At 36.6% G+C, this 19,290-nt stretch carries 11 protein-coding genes; 5 read left to right on the plus strand and 6 right to left on the minus strand.

Annotated elements, in window-relative coordinates; genetic code table 11:
- Positions 1–203 precede the first annotated feature (203 nt).
- Both C1726_RS13625 and C1726_RS13630 read left to right on the plus strand, forming a co-directional pair.
- A complete protein-coding gene (locus tag C1726_RS13625; RefSeq protein ID WP_102273658.1) occupies positions 204–3,758 on the plus strand; it encodes a S8 family serine peptidase in 3,555 nt (1,184 codons plus the stop codon).
- A gap of 405 nt (positions 3,759–4,163) precedes the next feature.
- Positions 4,164–6,638 carry an S-layer homology domain-containing protein gene (locus C1726_RS13630; RefSeq protein WP_180968188.1) on the plus strand — a complete coding sequence of 825 codons (2,475 nt, stop codon included), beginning with the start codon at positions 4,164–4,166 and terminating at the stop codon, positions 6,636–6,638.
- A gap of 488 nt (positions 6,639–7,126) precedes the next feature.
- On the opposite strand, the gene C1726_RS13635 is transcribed toward C1726_RS13630, so the two are convergent.
- Positions 7,127–8,116, minus strand: coding sequence for a C40 family peptidase (locus C1726_RS13635; RefSeq protein ID WP_102273660.1), 990 nt, complete (start codon positions 8,114–8,116; stop codon positions 7,127–7,129).
- Positions 8,117–8,828: 712 nt separating this feature from the next.
- On the opposite strand from C1726_RS13635, the gene C1726_RS13640 reads away from it, so the two are divergent.
- Positions 8,829–12,497: an S-layer homology domain-containing protein gene (locus C1726_RS13640; RefSeq protein WP_180968189.1), complete on the plus strand. Its 3,669-nt coding sequence runs from the start codon at positions 8,829–8,831 to the stop codon at positions 12,495–12,497.
- A 593-nt stretch (positions 12,498–13,090) separates the two neighbouring features.
- The gene (locus C1726_RS13645) at positions 13,091–13,522 is read left to right on the plus strand and encodes a hypothetical protein (protein ID WP_142385090.1); all 432 of its coding nucleotides are present in this window, start codon (positions 13,091–13,093) and stop codon (positions 13,520–13,522) included.
- Positions 13,523–13,971: 449 nt separating this feature from the next.
- Here C1726_RS13645 and C1726_RS13650 read toward each other — a convergent pair whose 3' ends face one another.
- Positions 13,972–14,175 carry a hypothetical protein gene (locus C1726_RS13650; protein ID WP_102273663.1) on the minus strand — a complete coding sequence of 68 codons (204 nt, stop codon included), beginning with the start codon at positions 14,173–14,175 and terminating at the stop codon, positions 13,972–13,974.
- Positions 14,176–14,539: 364 nt separating this feature from the next.
- Between C1726_RS13650 and C1726_RS26180 the strand changes: the two genes are divergently transcribed.
- A complete protein-coding gene (locus C1726_RS26180) occupies positions 14,540–14,848 on the plus strand; it encodes a hypothetical protein (RefSeq protein WP_180968190.1) in 309 nt (102 codons plus the stop codon).
- Positions 14,849–15,004: 156 nt separating this feature from the next.
- On the opposite strand, the gene istB is transcribed toward C1726_RS26180, so the two are convergent.
- The 4 genes from istB to C1726_RS13675 all read right to left on the minus strand — a co-directional run bounded on the left by istB (position 15,005) and on the right by C1726_RS13675 (position 18,861).
- Complete coding sequence (istB, locus tag C1726_RS13660; protein WP_102271268.1) at positions 15,005–15,757, minus strand: IS21-like element helper ATPase IstB; 753 nt, start codon at positions 15,755–15,757, stop codon at positions 15,005–15,007.
- Positions 15,750–17,039, minus strand: a complete 1,290-nt coding sequence (gene istA, locus C1726_RS13665; RefSeq protein WP_102271267.1) for an IS21 family transposase — start codon at positions 17,037–17,039, stop codon at positions 15,750–15,752. Before istA ends, istB begins: the two co-directional genes overlap by 8 nt.
- Positions 17,040–17,183: 144 nt before the next feature.
- Positions 17,184–18,278, minus strand: coding sequence for a DUF418 domain-containing protein (locus tag C1726_RS13670; protein WP_102273664.1), 1,095 nt, complete (start codon positions 18,276–18,278; stop codon positions 17,184–17,186).
- Entirely contained in the window at positions 18,271–18,861 is a 591-nt protein-coding gene (locus C1726_RS13675; RefSeq protein WP_102273665.1) for a TetR/AcrR family transcriptional regulator, read from the minus strand. The genes C1726_RS13670 and C1726_RS13675 overlap by 8 nt, the downstream gene beginning before the upstream one ends.
- Positions 18,862–19,290 lie beyond the last annotated feature (429 nt).

Genomic DNA, 19,290 nt, shown 5'->3' on the forward strand with positions numbered 1-19,290 from the left:
AAAAAACAGTAGAAAATCCCTTTTCAATATCCCGCCTCATGCGTTATGGTAGAAATGTATTTATAGTTTAATTTGGTATTCTACCCAAAATTTTCATTTTTATTGGGAAAAATATGAAACTTTTTTCTAACTAAAACGTCTATTAGTAGATATGGAAGTAGATGCAAGTTTCATCATTACATAATTGGTAAGGGGGAAGTCAGTTGAAGAAGTGGAAAAAACAAGCACTTACATTAGGTGTTGCTTCAGCATTAATTGTTCCTAGCTTTGCTGCAGGTGCAGATGCAAGCTACAAAACGACTTACAACAAGAACAGCAAATCAGCTGTAGATTTATCAAAATTTGAAGTAAATAAAGAATACTACAGCAAGGATACACTTGTTATTAACTATTCAAAGAAATTGACTGCAGCGGATCACCGCCGTGCAGGCACATCGCTCGTTAAATCCTATCCAAATCTAGGATATGATGTAGTGAAATTAAATAAGGGCTCCAAGCTATCAAAGGCCCTTCAGGCTTACAAAGCAAATGGACAAGTTGTAAGTGTCGCTCCAAGCGTCATTATCAAACCATTTAAAACGGCTGCAGATCCGAAAACGAATGAGATGTATCATTTAAAGCAGATGAACATCGATAAGGCACTTAAGCTTGCCGGAAATAAAGAAGTAGTCGTAGCTGTAATTGATACATGGGTGGATTCTGATCACCCAGAGCTAAAGTCAAGAATGCTGCCAGCTTATAATGTGGCTAACCCAGCAAAGCCAGGTACAAAGGAATCGCATGGTACACATGTATCAGGAATTATTGCCGGGGATCAGGATAACGGCCTTGGAGGCTATGGCATCAATCCAAATGCGAAGATTCTTCCGATCAATGTATTTGATGGCTTTAACTCTGGATCTGACTACGTGATTGCAGAAGCAATCTTGTATGCTGTTGATCATGGAGCGAAAGTAATTAACATGAGCCTTGGCGGCTATGGCGAATCGAAAATTATGGAAGCAGCCGTTAAAAAGGCGATCGATAAAGGGGTAACGATTGTTGCTGCTGCTGGAAATGAAGAAACAGATATGTATTCTGTACCAGCATCTTACGACGGCGTCATTTCTGTTGGGGCGACAAATGATAAGAAGGAGCTGGCAGGCTTCTCGAATTTTGGTCCGTCAGTGAATATTGTTGCACCTGGTGAGAACGTCTATAGTACGACTCACTATATTTCAACGAATCAATCAAGCTTTACAGAAATGAGCGGAACATCAATGGCTTCTCCTGTCGTTGCAGGTGTTGCATCCCTCATTTTAGCGAAATATCCTGATCTGAAACCTTATCAAGTTCGTACTCTATTAGAACGTACAGCCTCTGATTTAGGTGAAAAAGGCTATGATCTAAAATATGCTCATGGATTAGTCAATCCGGTTGCTGCGTTATCCTATGATATTAGCAAGCTGCCAAAGCAAGAAAAGCTGACAGAGAAAGAACGCCTTCAAGCAGCAGAAGAGGCCGTTCTTGAAGAAGGCAAGCTGTCATTAAAAGGAAAGCTGACAAAGCCGGTAGAGGAAAAGCTTTACAAGATCAATTTGACTAAAGGTGTTCCTGTTCAATTGATTTTGAAAGGAGCAAAAGAATTTGATTATAAAGCGGCATTGCACTTCTATCCAGAAGGAAAGGACCGCAGCGAATTGCCGCCAGTTGAGATCAATGATGCGAAAGCCGGTGGAACAGAAGGATATGTCTATACGCCGAAGGAATCTGGAACATTAGTTGTAGCTGTTACAGATTATAATGGTGCCTATAATGAAGCGGGACGTTCACAATATGAACTAACTCTAATCCAAAAAGAAGTGAAAAAGAACGAGTCTACCAAAGAGGCTCCAATTACAATTAAGGAATTGCCATTTAAGCAAGAAGGCTATTTCTATTCACCAGAAGGCGAAGCTAAAGATTACTATTCATTTAGTGTTGCAGAACCAACAACGTTTGACTTAAAGCTTTCAGCTGTTCCTGGTGTAGATCCTTCCCTCAGTGTGTACTTCAAGGATGATTTATTGATGGAGGTTCCAGAGGATTTATCGGCTGAGGAAGCGATGATGTATATACCATCGCCGATCGCAAGTGCAGATCGGAATGGGGCAAGCCAAGGAGAAGCGTTAACTTTTGAAGCGATTCCTGACATGGAATATGTCATTGAGGTGTCATCAACTGGAAGCAATGGCTATTTCGATCCATTCATGTTCTTCATGGAAGGAATTGATTTTGAAAGGGCTAATACGAATTCATTAGTACCATACAGCTTTACGATGAATGAAGTGGTACTGCCTGAAGATGAAGATTTGTATCCAGAAGAACTGACTGATGAAGAATTGCTTGTAGAAGAGGAAATCACAATAGAGGAATACAAAGCAAAGAAACGCCAGCTTCTTGAAGATGTAATTGATGAAGAACCTGAAGAGCCTGGTGAGCCGATTGAGGAGCCAGAAGAGCCAATTGAAGAACCAGGTGACGAATCTGATGAGGAATTCACAGGCTATCGCTACTTCCCTGAAGAAATCACCACACAAATTGTTGAGGCTGCTAGACCGCTTGAATTAAACAAAACAGCTAATGGGTATTTCCAATTTGAAGCGGATGAGGATTGGTTCTCCATTACAGCAGAGGAAGCGGCTCTTTACAAAATTACAACGAATAAAACAGACACGCTTCGACCAAACTTTGAGCTGTTTGAATACAGTGAAAAGTTTAATAATCTTGAGCCAATCGCATGGGGCGGAGCGAATTACTCTATGTATGGCGAAGGAACAGATCCTGAAATGTTTGCGACATTGAAGGCTGGAAAACAATATTTTGTAAAGCTTGATAATGGCTATACGGCTAGTGCTGAACAGTATGATATAAAAGTTGCCAAGGTAGCAGATATCCCTGCTGCAGACTTTGAAGGCAATAATAATTATGAAAAAGCAGCAGAATTAACCATAGATCAAAAGGTGACTGGAAACTTTGCTCTATTGAATGAAAGACAAGTTTTCTACTTCAAAAACAATGATAAGGATCGTTATATTCATGTGAAGGCATCACCAAATCCAGTCAGCTTCAATGATAAGCTTCGTCTTCCAAAAGAAGTAACGCAGGAAATCTTCCCTGTACTCATTGTTCATGAGGACTCGAATGGAAATGGAAAGCTTGATCTGGCTGAACAGAACAAAGCAATTGCTTACTTGCGTTATGAAGAACTATTGGATTCCGTAAACGCGATTAACAAACCAGTTAAAGCGACATTTAAAGCGAAAGAACAAATTGGCTACTTCATTGAAGTGCAGGATTTCATCGGAAACCCAATCAACTTTACGACATATGATTTAGAAGTAAATGCGATGAAGCATGTGAAGGATGAGGATGCAGCTTCAGTGGTGAAGAACAATATCCCAAGCAAGCCGCTTGCTCTTAAGAAAGACGGAAAAGCGTCTTCGGCTTCAGGTTACCTGAACATTGGCGTTCTTGGCGGAGATGAAGACTATTATAAATTCACAGCGCCTAAAGCTGGTTCATACGAATTTAGCTTAGATGTGCCATTTGATCTTGACGGAGTAGTCTCTATTTACACAAGCAAAGGTGCACTTGTGAAGGAACTTAATTATTACGGATTAGGTGACAAGGAACTTTCAACATTGAACCTTGAAAAGGGAGATTACTATATTCAAGTAAAAGATGCTGATTCCCGCAGCAGTGATGAAGCATATAAGCTAACAGTTAAACAAAAGTAATATATATAATGAAGAAACTCGATTTTCTTGTGAAATCGAGTTTTTTCAATTGCTAATTCACATATGTTTGATAAATACGTTGGCAAAAAAAGTATAGTTGATTGGAGCGGAAGGTAGCGAGACTCCTGCGGGAGGAGTGGACAGGTGAGACCCCGCAGGCACGTATGTGCCGAGGAGGCTCACCGCCCACCCCGCGGAAAGCGAGCAACCTGGAGCGGAAATCAACCTCTACCTCATATAGTTGGTTCTGAAACAATAATCTTTTAGAAAATAGTACTTTTAATTGAATGATCATCAATTGAATCTGTTATAAATAGGAAAATACTCCTTTACGATAGAGTAAGACTCCAATAGAAAAAAATGATAAGATACAAGAGTGATAATGTTAAAGAGAGAAGGGTGAGAATGAGAAAAGGAATCCTGTTATTTATCCTTGTATTGGCAGTTTCTTTACATGTGCGTTCAGAGGTACAGGCAGATGTCGTCGATGAATCCAGTGGGATGAATGTTCGCTATCAAGTAGATGGGGAAGAAACCCAGCTCAAGCCGGTTGCAACCTTTAAAGGAAAGAGCGGAGTTGAATTTATCAGCTACAGCAAACCATGGAAAGACTCTGCTAAACTAGCAGCACTAGAAGAGGAGCTGCTGAAGAACAAGCATGGGGAAGAATTACAGAAACTTGGCAAAATTATGATCTATCCTGATTATCCTGCAGGAAAGCAGGTGCAGGGGCAATACTTTGCGAAATACAAGTTTGCAGGCGGAGAGGGGCAGCTATACCCTGATCGAATCATCCATTTGTATGGAGGAGATGATCAGACAAGTGTGAGCAGTTTAGCAAGAACGCTCTCTCATGAATATGGGCACCATATGACATTCTATTTATTAATTGAGGGAGAAGACCTGCCGCCAGATGAATGGATTACCTCGAAATATGGAAAAGCAAGAGAGCTTTCTAAATACCCACAAGTACATATGAATGGAAAAGGTGCGTATGAAGGGTATTTACCAGAAGTGTTAGCAGAAGATTATGTTCAGTTATTAGGCAGTGAAGAAGCAGTTAAGAAGATGGCCCAATATAATGGAAGTCTTCCGACTCCATTTGATCTCCCATCCATTCAGGACTATTGGGGAGAGATGCTGCCAAATGGGTTTGAGCGAGAAAATCCATTAGCCTTAAAATTAACAGATTTCAAACAGACATACTCTAACGCATGGGATCTTCTGATGGAAACAGATAGCAAAACGGCTAACCATGCCTATCTAACAGGTCAGCCAATGAATGAATTCTATCAGCCGGTTCAATTAGGAACACTGGGCGGAACGAAGCTGAAAAACTGGTATTCTTTCAATCAATTTCCTACTACAGTATCATGGATATTCTCAATAAAGATTGAAGGAGCACATTTCCGTCTGCTTCAGCATGAGGATGATGGCTTTAATAAAGGGTCAAAGACTTTATCCGTTTCATATAAAGATGTAGCTGCAAGCCAAACGGCGGCAGTTGAGATGGAAGAAGAGACTGCTTTAGAGTCAAAGCAGTCAGCCAATGAAGAGCTTTCGATGATAAAGAAAAAGGAGCTGCTATCTGCAGCAGCGAAAAAATACAAAATTCCTGCGGAAGTGCTAAAGGCTATTGCCTATAATGAATCAGGGATGAACCAATTTAAGAAGGATGGCACGCCTCTCATTACTGATGATGGCGGGATGGGCATCATGCAGGTTACGCTAACAGATGAAGAAATGGCTGCTAAAGGGATTACGAAGGAAAAGCTCATTTCAGATACTGCTTATAATATCGAAGTAGGTGCACAAATTTTACAAGAGAAATGGAAATGGACTTTTATCCCGCGCATCAATGACCATAATCCAGAAATAATCGAGCATTGGTATTTTGCGATTATGGCTTATAATGGATTGTCTAAACGGAATGATCCGAATAATGACCTTGGTGCAACTCCATATCAGGAGAAAATCTTTAAAATCATCGAGGATAATAGCTTAGTCAGCTTAACAGCGATTCCATCCTTTAAAGTGAATTATGCAGATCCAGCACGCCCAGAAATTATGAGCTTCCCTAAGGATCAGCTTCAATATGAGTGGAAAGGGATGGACACAAAGACAAGCCATCTGTATCAAAAAGGAGATGCAGTCTATACGTGGAATGATATGCAGTCGACTTCAAATGTCCGTGACAAAGTAGACGGCAATCGCATCGCATCGCTTCCGCATTTTACACCATTAACGATTGTGTCAGGACCTTATGAATCAGCAAATGCCAATAATCACTTTGTTTATTATGAAGTGAAGGGAGCAAAGGTTAGCGGTTATATCGCTTCTTCTCTCATTCATAAAGGAACAGTGACGGTCTTCAAGGATATTAACCGTGAGGAAGTTCGTGAAGCGGTCGCTTACCTTCAGGTTAGAAATATCTTAAATGGCTATCCAGATGGAAATTTCCATCCGAACGAGCCGATTCTGCGCAGACATGCGGCTGCCATGCTCGTGAAGGAGCTTGGGTTAACCTTACCGGACGGCTACAAGTCGAACGCGAAGGATATGAAGCCAGGTGACTTAGGCTACCAGGCAATGGTCATCGCAGAAGCAAATGGATTAATCGGACAAGGCGGAGAACTTCGCCCGAATGAGCATGTATCCCGTGCACAAATGGCATCCTTGCTTGTAAGAGCATACGAGGCTAAGCTTGCCAAGCCAACAACAAAAGCAAAATTCACAGATATTGATGAAAGCTTCTGGAATTATGCAGATATTAATACGTTAGCTTATAATGAAATCACTGTCCGTGATGCTTACGGACCGAGTGATTCGGTAACTAGATCGCAATTTGCTTTGTTCTTGAAGCGGATTCTTGATCGATAATAATTGAATAAAGGATTAAATGAGGAAAACTGGGTAAATGCCCAGTTTTTCATTTGGGGCTTAAAGTGAACATACGTTTTGTATGTGATAAAACTTTTGGCTTTTTTGTAAAAATAGTTACTAGCTAATATATATTTAGATGGTAGAGGTTGATTTGCGCTTCAGGTAATCGCTTTCCGCGGGGTGGGCGGTGAGCCTACTCGTCGCTGTCGCTCCTGTGGGGTCTCACCTGTCCGCTCCTCCCGCAGGACTTGAATAAGCATCATTGAAAAGTCACCGCACGAAGGAAATGCGGCAGCATTTTCAAGGAACTCGTACCTTCCGCTCCAATCAACTGAGCTTGTATGCAGCTGGTTTAAAAAATAGAAAAGTAACAAAATGAACTCAAATTACGCAAGCTCCCTATTAAATTAGTAGGGAGCTTAAAGAAGAGTAAAATTTTTAGAGTACATAAAAAGCCGTGAATCCGAATGAATTCACGGCCTTTGTTATTTACTATCTTTCGCTCGGTCAAGCATGACGACAAATTGTGCTCGGTTTACTTTTTCATCAGGGCGGAAGGTTCCATCTTCAAATCCTGCTGCAATATCGTTTGCAGCTAGTGCTTGAATGGCTGCGTATGCAGGGTTTCCTTTATCCACATCCGTAAAGGCGGTTTCTTTTCCTCCTGCCTTGAGATTAAAGGCTTCATAAAGAACAACTGCTACTTCCCCGCGTGTAATGGTATTGTTTGGCTGGAATTCTTTTCCTTTAACCTTAAAAAGATCTTTTTTGTTTACAGCGTGAATGGCACCGCTTGCCCAGAATTCCTTCTTCACATCTGAAAATACTTCGTTGCGGTCTGACATATTTAAATCTAATGTTTGTGCCATAACAGAGGCAACAAGGGCACGGGTCATCTCTTCATCAGGCTTGAAATAACTATTTTCATAGCCAAGGAACAAATGATCCTCACTTACGTCTTTAATGGAATCAAAAGCCCAGAAATCCTTCGGGACATCATGGAATTTGCCTACAGGCAAATCATATGTAAGTACACGTCTTGCACCTATGTATCGCGGTCCGAAATAATGCGGATCATCTAAGTCTGTAGTGATAATCCCCTTTGATGTGGAAGAGTGGATGAATTGATTATCTCCTATGTAAATACCTACATGTGAAGGTCCTTTTTTGTATGTTACGAAAAAAACTAAATCTCCAATACGCAAGTTATCCTTGCTAATTGATTCTCCAGCACCATACTGACCAGAGGTTGTCCGAGGAAGATTGAGGCCAAGCGCTTTCATCACATACTGCGTGTAACCAGAACAATCAAATCCGCTTGCAGTTGTTCCTCCATACTTATAAGGCAATCCAATATACTTTTTTGCTTGTGCCATCAGGCGGTCATAATTTCCTTCGCTGGCTGCTGAGGCAAAAGTTGATGTAGTGACTAAGCAAAGGAAGAATACGAAAAGCGCAGTGAGGGCTTTTCTCATTGGTTCATCTCCTTCCTTTTTATTGAGTGTTTGATAAGACTATCCGACATGTTTTTCTACCTTTTAAACAAGTGAAAAATTTGTCGAACTAAAATTTTCGAAAGTATGAAACTTTTTGATTATGAAAACAGTCTAACATAGGGAAAGGTCTTGTAGTATTACAGTTTAGTAACAAATTGTCGAATGAGGAATACTTTGGTAGTATTCTGCATATATTAGACTTTGTGGGTTAAAATTGAATGATGGGGATCGGGCAAACTAGCTAATTCTGTCGATTCTATTAGAAGAAGGGCGAAGTTTATACGAAGAATAGCCAAGAAACATCTATTTCTTCCTATTATATAAATTTCCTTTTCATTGTATAAGCGTGCATATTTATGTTTTCAAAATAGGATTATTGAATAATAGTTTTTTAAATATTTACATAATTCTTAAGAAAATAGTTGCACATTATGGAAAATAAGGTAGAATAATAGGAGATAAAGGTGTAAAATGTGGCTAAATTATCCCTTGATGCAAAAAAATAGGAAGAATTGGGATAAATTAACCCTTTACTTGTTGACTTTTAGTCACCCCAAAATTATAATAAAACTTGTATTTGTTACTAGCTAGGTTTGAGAGTTGGATTTTATACATAGATTAAGGATCCTATGAAACTCTTAGACATAGTTACTATATACCTATGAACATACTAAAGGAGGAAATAATTAAGATGGCTTACCAACCAAAGTCTTATCGTAAATTTATCGCTGGTTCTGTAACGACAGCACTTGTTGCTTCAGCACTTGCAGCACCAGTAGGAGCAGCAGCAGCTGCTAGCTTCCCAGATGTACCAAAAAGTCACTGGGCACATGCAGAAATTACTGCATTAGTAGAACAAGGAATCATTAACGGTTACCAAGATGGTTCATTTAAACCAAACCAACTTCTAAACCGTGGTCAAGCAGCAGCTCTTTTCACAAATGCTCTTGGTCTTGAAATTCCTGAAAACCTAAACGTGTTCAAGGATCTTAAATCTACTTCTTACTTTGCTCAATACGCAGCAGCAGTAGAAAAAGCTGGAATCTTCGGTGGATACACTAACGGAAATTTCGGAGCTGGAGACGAGTTAACTCGTGAACAAATGGCAACTGCTCTTGTTAAAGCGTTCGGCTTAAAGGATAACGGAAAAACTGTTAACCTTGTTGACCTTGACAAAGTATACGTTTCACACCGTGAAAACGTAAAAATACTTGCTCAACACGGAATCACAACTGGTAACGAAAAAGGCGAATTCAGCCCTAAAGCTAAAGTTAGCCGTGCACACTTCGCTACTTTCTTACACCGTGCATTAGTTCAAGCTGGTAAACTAGCTGAGAACCCTGCTGTTGAAGGTGTAAAGGCGATTAACAATACTACTGTTGAAGTTTCTTTCAAAGAAGCGGTTAAAGTAGAAGATCTTGGTACTTTCACTATCGAAGGTAAAGATGCGAAAGCTCTTGAAGTGAAAAACGCTGTTCTTAAGCAAACTGACAGCAAAACTGTTGTATTAACTACTGCTGCTCAAACAGCTGATGAAGTTTACACAGTAAAATTAGGTTCTGACAAACTTGGAACTTTCAAAGGAATCTCTGCTGTAGTTCCAACAGCTATTAAAGTTACAACTCCATCTCTTCAAGGAACAATTGGTAAAGAAGTAACTGTAAAAGCTGAAGTAACAGTTCCAGATGGTCAATCTAAAGCTGGTATTCCTGTTACATTCAACATTGTAAATGACAACTCTAACTTAAATAACAAAATTGAAGTTGTTGCTTATACAAATGATAAAGGTGAAGCTTCTTACACTTACACTCGTTACTACAAGAACAACGATAACGTAACTGCTTACGCTACTGAAAAATCTTCAGTATATGCTTCTGGTAAAGTTTACTGGGCAGAAGGCTTAACTATTACTGAAGTTACTACTGGTAATGAACTAGCTAACGGAGCTAAGAAAGTTTACAAAGTTAAAACAGACAGCTATGCAACTCAATATCTTGCAGATGGCAAAACTGTTGATTACAACTATGTAAACGTAGCATTTGCTGAAAACTTAGATGTTGCTCCAGATAAACTTGTACGTGATGTAGAAGTTATTGATACAGGAGTATCTACAAACGCTAAATATCCATCTCAAGTAACAACTGGTGGAATTAATGAAGTACGTGTAAAAGTTGATGCAAAAGGTGAAGCAACATTTACTTTAACAGGTTCAAGTGCTTCAGTAACACCTATCGTATTTGTAGATACTTATACTAACAGTGCTAACCGTGGTAAGCATGAAGCAACTGAATTAAAAGCTGCTGCACCAACTGTTAAATTTGCATTAAGCCATACACTTGGATTAGCTGTTAAAGCTGAAGGTGTTCAAAATGCTGCTGCAATTAACAATGGAAATGCTAATAACAAAGGTACTGGTGAAGGTGGACGTGAATACACAGTAACTGTTACTGATAAAGATGGTAAAGTTGCTCCAGCTGGAACTATTGCATATGTTACTTTTGAACAAGGTAACTACAGCACTGATAAAAAAGCATATATTCTAGATGCTAACAATGCACGTGTTGAAATCAAAAAAGGCACAGTTCAAGCTATCAAGGTTACTGGTACTAAGGGTGAAGCTAAATTTACTCTAGTAGGTGAGCGTGATGCTTATGCTGCTCCAACTGTTTACCTTGAAACTGGCAAAGAAGCTGGATTAGACAAAGCTGATTTACAAACTGTTGCTGAGTCAACTTACTTTGTAGATGCAGTAATTAACAATGCTGACCTTAAGATTAAAAATGCAGCTGGTAAAGAGGTAACTACATTACCAACTACACAATCAGCATTCTTCCACTACAACTCAGTTGACCAAAATGGATTTGATTACTATGCAGGTACTGGCTCTTATGAAGTATCTTACGAAGTAACAGCTCATTTTGCTGATGTAACAGTTAACGGAACATTTGGATCTAAACTAGTTAAAAAAGGTACAACTGAAACTGTAAAAGTTAATGCTTCTGCTGGTAAAGCAGTACTTGAAGTGAAATCAGAAAACGTTGCATCTAATGTAACTGTTAATGCTTCTGCGTCTCAAGTAAGCTTACCAAACAAATCAGCTTCAATTGCATTTACAAAAGGTACTGAATTACCAGCTGTATATACTGGTCCAGTAACATCTATTGATGTAACTAAAAATCAATTGACATTTGCTGGATACGATGCAATTACTTACTCAACTTCTTCATTCAAGAATGAACAAGGTGTTGTAATTAATGAATCTAAGTTTGAAGAGTTAGTATCTGATGCTTTAGTTGCTAAGAAAAAAGTTGAAGTAACAGCTGTTAAGAATGCAGATGGTACTTATACTCTTGAAATTGAGTCAATTAGTGGTGCTCCAGTAGCTGGAACTGGAACAATCACAACTGCTATACTTTCTGCTGATGGCAAAAAATTAACATTAACATTTGATAAGAATTTAAATACTTCATCTATTGACTTAGCTGATTTCTCAATCACAACTGGTACTGTAAATTCTGTAGCATCAGCTACTGGAAATACAGTAGTGTTAAATGTTAATGGTACTACTACTGATGTTGATACTACTGATACAGTAGGAGTAGCTGCTGATAAAGTTATATTTACAGATGGTACTTCTAATGCAGTTATTTCAACTATTGCTATTACTCAACCTGGAGCAAGCAAGATTTCTACTCTTACTGAATTAACTAAGAACCAAACTGCAGTTACTCAAGTAGATGCTAAAGGATCTGTAACAGTTGGTACTAAGACAGTAAACCTAGTAGTTGCTACTACTGAAACTAATCAAGCAGAGTATAATGGTGTTAAAGTAGTAGTTAAGCAAAATGGTGCTCTTGCTGCAACTGATCCAACTGCTAGTTATGATACAATTACAAAAACAATTACGGTAGAATTATATACTAATCCTGCTACTGTTAATGATTTGACAACTATTAATGCTGCTATTCAAGGTCTTACTCCAGATCATGGTGGCATCGATTTCTCTGAAATCAGCCTAACAGGTGATGCTTTGACATTTGCAGATGTTGCAACTCCTGTAACAATCACTCTTGCTGGTGGAGTAGATGGTGTATCTCCTGCACAAGCTGGTGTTTACACATTCACTATTAATTCTAATTTAGTAGTTGGTGACAAAATTACATTAAATGGTAAGGTTTATGTTGCAGGTACTGACTTCGTAGTTGGATCTACACCTCTTGCAACGGCTACTAATTTAGCAGCAAAAATTCAAGCTACTGATGCTCGCTTTGCAACTGCTGCAGCAAGTGGTACTGGATTAATTACATTAACTGATAAAGTTATTAATGATGCTGCAGCTCCAACTTTATCTTGGAATTAATTATTGATACACAGGGATTTGGGGATAGACCCTAGACCTTTAAAGCACGTATGTGCTGGGTTTCTAAAGAAAGCCTTGTAGAGAGTAAGCTCTCTGCAGGGTTTTTCTTTTTGCTAGAAACTGAATCAAATAGAATGCAAAATTTTTAATATTTTAATGATGATGAATTAATATGTTATCCCTTCAAATACTCAATCCACATCGATTTTTATGGTAATTTCTACGAATACACTTATTCTATTCTGACAAAATTGAACAGATTTATACGAATAAAATAAATTATATAAGGACGAAAACTGAAATAAAAAAGAAAGAAAGGCATAACAAATAAGCCTTTCAAGGAAGGGGATTTTAAAAAATGTTATGATTAATTTAGCTACCTTCTTATAGTAATGATAGAGGGTATTTAGTACAGGGGAAAAGTCAGTCATGTTTCTTCAACAATCGGGCAGATTGTGGAGTAACCCAAGAAATTACAAAGAGAAGGAACAATTGAAGAGCAAATAAGCAAATTAGAATCTAATTATTTGTTGCTGCAGCAAATAATGAGTATCGACTATTTTTCTAATAAATACAAAATGATAGAAAATCGAATGGCTAAAATAGAAAAAGAGCTAGAGGAGATAAAGAATTTAATTAACGTTGAAATTTCATTTTTTTATTATCCAGAACTTGTTTGTTTAGAAGGGGGCCAGGAGCAAAATAGGGACATGTACATGGTAACACTTAATGATTTAATCGAAGAGCTGAAGAACCTTTCTGCTAACCAAAGAAGAAATGGATACAAGATGATATTACATAGATACATCCTGGATACTGGGAAAAATCAATTTACTTCAGAAAAATATAGAAATGAAATAAGTAATGATTTTCTAAACTTACCACAGTTAATGGCAAATATTTCTGATGAAATTGAAGAATATTGGTTTTGGCATTCTGTATTTAATAATATTTCAAAGGGTTATATCTTGGAGAATTTTTATTCAGGACTCGACGCTTCGGATAATCGAATAGCAGAAAATTAAATAAATGTAGGATTTAAGGAAGTATATTATTGCTAGCTAATAGATCTATCAGACAAGCGAAAATGTTAAGCAGATAGAATGTTTAAGGAAAGAATAATGAGATATTTTTAAACAGATATAGAGATTACTCATATCCAGAAATCTTTAAGCAGAATTTGTTCATTTGTAATAGATCAAACAAGTATTAATATTAACGAATTTATTTCTGAAAAAATGCTGCAGGATTATATTAAATATCATAAATCCTTAGATTTTAGCCTGGTCTCTTATCAACAAGATCTGAAAGATATGTTTAAAACAAAGAGAAAAAGACAAAGGCTGATATACAATATGACCTAATGTATCGAAAGCAATCAAGTGATGTGTTCAATATTATTTAACCTTTAATACATGAAAAGTCTATTCATAACTTGATAAGAAAACATGTTATGAATAGACTTAAAATTTAATTAATTTTTACTTTCATTTTCATTTGGATGAATCAATAAGTTCCCCATTTTTTCTTTTTCTAATTCTTTAACCCATGTATTAGTCTCTTTATCAAATGTTAGTTCGTGATAAAGGTTTTCTCCATCAACTTTTTTCTCTAAAATTAGTGCCTCTTCCTGATTAATATATAGGGATGGTTTAATATCGCCTTCACCTTGCTCCATCATTACCTCCATAAGTATATCAGCAAGATTATAATATTCCTCATTTTCTATTAACTCTGGGAATTTAACCAAATCATAATCAGTTAGGTCTAAATTAAAAGATGACTGTACATCTTCTGAAATACTCTTACTTGTTTGATAGAAAAATCAAGTTCAGAAGAATCTCTGGATTTTGAAGAATATTTAAAAACCTCTATCTGATAAACAAAATATCTAATATTACTATATACAAATTTATACAAAACAACGTTCCCAAATGCAAGTTTGGAAACACACCAAAAAGCTACGAATGTTGTGACATCAACGTTTCGTGTTTTTTGGTTGAACATTCTTTATACAGCTTTTTATACAGGTGGCGTAAACATTGATGGAGCAGTGTTTTACTTGTTTGGTTTGTTCTTCACTATGCATAAAAGTCCCCCATCCTAATCCTTCAGCGTTGACGGGGGTTGGGAGAGGGGAAGGGGGAAAGAGTCGAGCGTATGATGAAAGGAACTTGCGGTTGTTGCTTTGGAATAAAGTTCGATCAAAAAAATCTCACAAACCGGCATTTTTCGATAATTTAAAAGAATCCATTTTGAAAAAAAGATTGATCAAAGTGGATTCTTTATCAGTGGATCAAAGCTTCGATTTTATAAAAAAGTTTGATTTTTTTCCTAATGGTATTGCTTAATAATTGCCCGATTGTTGCACTATAGCCATCAAGGGCTTAGGTATATTTCTTCACAAAGTTTTCTAGGTACTTTGTCCTCTTAGTATATGGATTTTGTCCCATTTATAAATGTCAACCTAAACATGTACATAATTGATCGTTTAAATATGTACAAAATTACTCGGGCTCTTTCGCAAGATGATTCTTTATTCGATAAGATTCTCCAACAATACTAACTACCGTTGCATGGTGTAAAACACGATCTAAGATCGCATTAGCTAGTTTGGAATCCTGAAATATTTCGTCCCAAGACTTGAAATTGATATTGGTGGTTAGGATAGTACTTCTTTTTTCGTACCTGAAATCGATTAGTTGAAAGAATAATTTTGCATCTTCAGCATCAATAGGCAAATATCCGATTTCATCGATAATAAGCAGCTTATACTTGGTATAATGTTTCAACCTTGCTTCTAATCGATTTTCAATTTTAGCTCTTTTTAATTGTTGTAGTAAATCATGACATTTAATAAAATAGGTACTTGTTCGTTTTTTGGCAGCGGCTATTCCAATTGACGTTGCTAAATGAGTTTTTCCTACACCACTAGGTCCTAAAAAGATAATGTTTTCCTTCTCTTCTATGAAACGCAAAGTAAGAAAATCAAGTATTTGTTGTTTATTAATGGATGGTTGAAAATCAAAATCAAATTCATTTATTTCCTTAAGGTGGGGAAATGCCCCCACCTTTACCATGGAATGCATCATGTTCTTCTCACGAACATCGATCTCATAGTTTGTAAGTTTTACGAGTGTCTCCACGAAGGATACCTGATTGCCTACACTATAGTCGATGGTTTCACTTAAATGCTGGATCATTTGCTTGAGTTTCAAATATTCAAGATTTTGCACTAACTGTTGGTAAGAATTATTCATTTTTATACACATCTCCAATTGCCTCTAGATTTTTCTTTGCCAATTCATCAATATCAGGATAGTAGGGAAGAGCTCTACTGAGCTCATCTTTGTAGTGTTCTTCCTTGTAATTGATTTTTTGATGACTTATTTTGTGTTGGACAATTAACTCCGTGTTATAATAAATGAATAATTGATCATCATATGCTTGTAAACCAACTGTCTTTCCTCGATACTCAGCTGGAACTGAGTATTGATTGGATTTATAGGATACCATGTTGGATGAATTTACTTTTACTAGTGTATGGTTGATTCTGTAAGAATCTCTTATTTGTTGCCGTGGTAGGGGCAGTAAGAGATTCTTTTCTCGTTTTAAGGCTAAAATCGGTATTTTTCCAGTCCCCTGATGATAACTATTATTGATTCTTTCTCCGAGTTGCTGTACATACTTGTGAAGTTCTTCTAAACTAAGTTTCCCTTGATAGGCATAGATTTCGTCAAGATATTTCATGGGTGATTCTATTTTCCCTTTTGTTCTTGGCCTTCCTGCGATACAAGGATGTACTTTGAATCCGAAGTCTTCTGCAAATTGAGCGAAACGTTTATTCACTTTCCCTTTGAAATGTTTCGTCCTCGCATCATCCATTATAGTTGCCATATTATCAGTCATGATTTTCTTTGGAACGCCCCCGATAGCTTCAAAGGCTTCTGTCAAAAATGAAAATAGTACACTTTGTGACTTCGATATACTCATATAAAAAGTACGAAATCTTGAAAAAGAAAGTAATAAGACAGCTACGTTGATATAAACAATTTCTCCATCTTTCGTTTCATACCGAAGGTTTTCCTTCCAATCCAGCTGTGCCTGTTCCCCAGGCGGTGTTTCATATCGAATACTAGACGGTGTTGGATTCGTTCTCTTTCCTTCACTAAAATAAGATTGGAACTCCGGCTTACTTTGGATGTATCTACGAAATGATGAAGCTGCACAATCTAATCCATGATTATCTTTTAGGTATTGCCATAGCACTCTTTTGTAATAAAATACTTGTTTTGATTCTTTTGATAAGAGGAGTGAAATAACTCCGTAGAACTTATCAAATTTCGAAGTTTTATTCTTGGTTTTCTTTGGAGTAAACCCATTAAGGTACTTTTCAATGGTCCTCCGGTCCACATTTAATTCCCTAGCTAATTGACTCTTATTAATTCGCATATTTAAATTCTCCATCAGTATTTTTAGTTTCGGTAAGTCTGTAAGACTATTAATCTCAAAATCTGTCTGGATATTCAACGCTATGTACATACTAATCACCTCAAGATTAGTATGAAAAACCGAGTCAAAACTGTACACCTTTATTTAATCATTTTTGTACATATTTAAATTAGCATTTGTACCATTAGCACCTTACTATTGACTGATTGTAAAAGTCCAAAATACAAGTTCATTTTAGTTTACAAGCTTTCTCATCATCCATTCAATTGGACCCCTTTTAAATTTCTTTCTCCATATTATTGTGAACAACATACTCCCTACAAAAAACAAGATGGAAAATATCAGTGATAATTCAAGTGTCTGATTTACCAATCTACCTAATAAAACTAATATCCCTATACCAACAAATACGTGACTTACATAATGAGTTAATGATAGTTGACCCGTGTTAATTAAGACCTTCACCAGCCAATTCCCCGAGAATTTCCTTGTAACATAAATGGAAATGACTACGATAAGTACAGCTGAAGAAGCATTGGAAGTTAAGTAGAATAAATTAGGAGGAATGGGACCTGTTTGAAATAGATAATTTGCACTTTCTATATCTAGTATTTTTAGCGAGGATTGGAGAAGAACTCTGGATGTAATTTCAAAAAATAGTAAAAGTAAAAAGGATATGTTCCCCATCTTTTTTATTAAATTCTTATTTGTCAATTCGAGTCTACCTATTATCATACCTAATAAAAAGTAACAGATCCAAGGAAATATAGGATGATATCCATTAAACAATAAATTTCTCAAAAACCCTTCGACAGTCCAAAAGTCTGTGTATTCTATAAATGGACTATCGTGATTCCATCCCTTTAAATAGTTACTTGTAACCTGCATAATTTGTGCAATTAGGCCAAAAAGGGAGCAAATAATAATAATCATTTTGCTAGAAGTAACAATTAAAAATGAAGCGATAAACATAAATACACCGTAGTAATGTAGAATATCTCCAGTCCAACCTACAACATATAAAACCATACCTAATAAAAATAGAAAAGCAGATCTTTTCCAAATATCTTTCTTGCTTATCCTTATTATATTTGAATCTCCATTTCTAGCTTTCTTAGTCATTAAGGATATTCCAATTCCAGCCAGCAAAACAAAAACTGCGGATGCTCTTCCTTGAAAAAGTTCTGTAAACCAAAATAACCACTCTGATCCATTCCCCTCAGCCCCCACGATTACTTTATAGTTCACGACGAACATTCCAAATAATGCTAAGGCTCTAGCAAAATCCAATCCCTCTATCCGCCAATTTGTGATTTGATGTTTAGTCATTTTTTACACCTCTAAGCACACTTTTCACGGCTTCTTCCCATATCGTCTTGTAATCTAATTCTAGCCCTGTCAGTATAAAATTACCGATATTATCTATAACCATTACAAGCATATTAGATTTAGATTCTACCCTTTCCCCGTCAACGACACCAATCTTAACGCCATGATTCATGACCTTACTAAAGTTTTCAAAATAACCCATCTGTATTTTATTTAATTCATTCATGTATTTATCTTTCCTTGTTGCTAAAAGGATGTACTCATTAAATATTTTATTAAAATAAACATCTCTTTCCTGTTCCTCAATCATTTCAAAACCAATGGTCAGCAGATAGTGTTCAAAGTTAGTAGCTGTCAAATCATCAACCGGAAATGTATATTGGTTTACAATTTCCTTACAAATTTCCCTAAATAGAACATCAATTAGTTTTTCTTTCGAGTCAAAATAATAATAAATCGCAGGCTTTGAAATGCCTACTTCTTTAGCAATCATGGATAAACTCGTTTTATCAAATCCATTTTCCGCAAACATTTTATAAGCTGAGTCTATAATAAGACCATATGTTTCTTCCCTATTCCTCATATCATCACCTCATCACTTACTTACCGGTCGGTAAATAAATGATAACACGTAAAATAAATAATTGGAAGAATTTGTTTGCAATAAGTTATTTACGATTCCTTATTCTATAAATCTACTTTGATAATTGTACATTATTCACAATCTTACTCATAAATATCTATTGAATTTTAAAATGAGTTACTCCACAATTTGACCCTATTGTGGAATAAGAAAAAATCCTGCGTAGAAAAATTAACACAGGATTTTTAATCAAACTTTAGTAAAAATTATCAATCTTTATTTTAAATGATCGAATTTTGTTCCAATTAATCAATCTATTTTATAAAACTACATTAGGTCTTCTTTATAAAAGGTATGACTTTATTCGATATAAAGAAAGCCGATATTTCCTATGTTAGGGAATCATTGGCTTGATTTTATTGAATAAGA

Origin of the sequence: Cytobacillus massiliigabonensis (assembly GCF_900199725.1) — a bacterium.
Classification (GTDB): Bacteria; Bacillota; Bacilli; order Bacillales; family Cytobacillaceae; genus Cytobacillus; species Cytobacillus massiliigabonensis.

Coding starts and splice junctions, on each gene's coding strand:
- C1726_RS13630 (WP_180968188.1), top strand. CDS start 4,164: ATGAGAAAAGGAATCCTGTTATTTATCCTTGTATTGGCAGTTTCTTTA.
- C1726_RS13635 (WP_102273660.1), bottom strand. CDS start 8,116: ATGAGAAAAGCCCTCACTGCGCTTTTCGTATTCTTCCTTTGCTTAGTC.
- C1726_RS13640 (WP_180968189.1), top strand. CDS start 8,829: ATGGCTTACCAACCAAAGTCTTATCGTAAATTTATCGCTGGTTCTGTA.
- istA (WP_102271267.1), bottom strand. CDS start 17,039: ATGTACATAGCGTTGAATATCCAGACAGATTTTGAGATTAATAGTCTT.
- C1726_RS13675 (WP_102273665.1), bottom strand. CDS start 18,861: ATGAGGAATAGGGAAGAAACATATGGTCTTATTATAGACTCAGCTTAT.
- C1726_RS13645 (WP_142385090.1), top strand. CDS start 13,091: ATGGCTAAAATAGAAAAAGAGCTAGAGGAGATAAAGAATTTAATTAAC.
- istB (WP_102271268.1), bottom strand. CDS start 15,757: ATGAATAATTCTTACCAACAGTTAGTGCAAAATCTTGAATATTTGAAA.
- C1726_RS13650 (WP_102273663.1), bottom strand. CDS start 14,175: ATGGAGCAAGGTGAAGGCGATATTAAACCATCCCTATATATTAATCAG.
- C1726_RS13670 (WP_102273664.1), bottom strand. CDS start 18,278: ATGACTAAACATCAAATCACAAATTGGCGGATAGAGGGATTGGATTTT.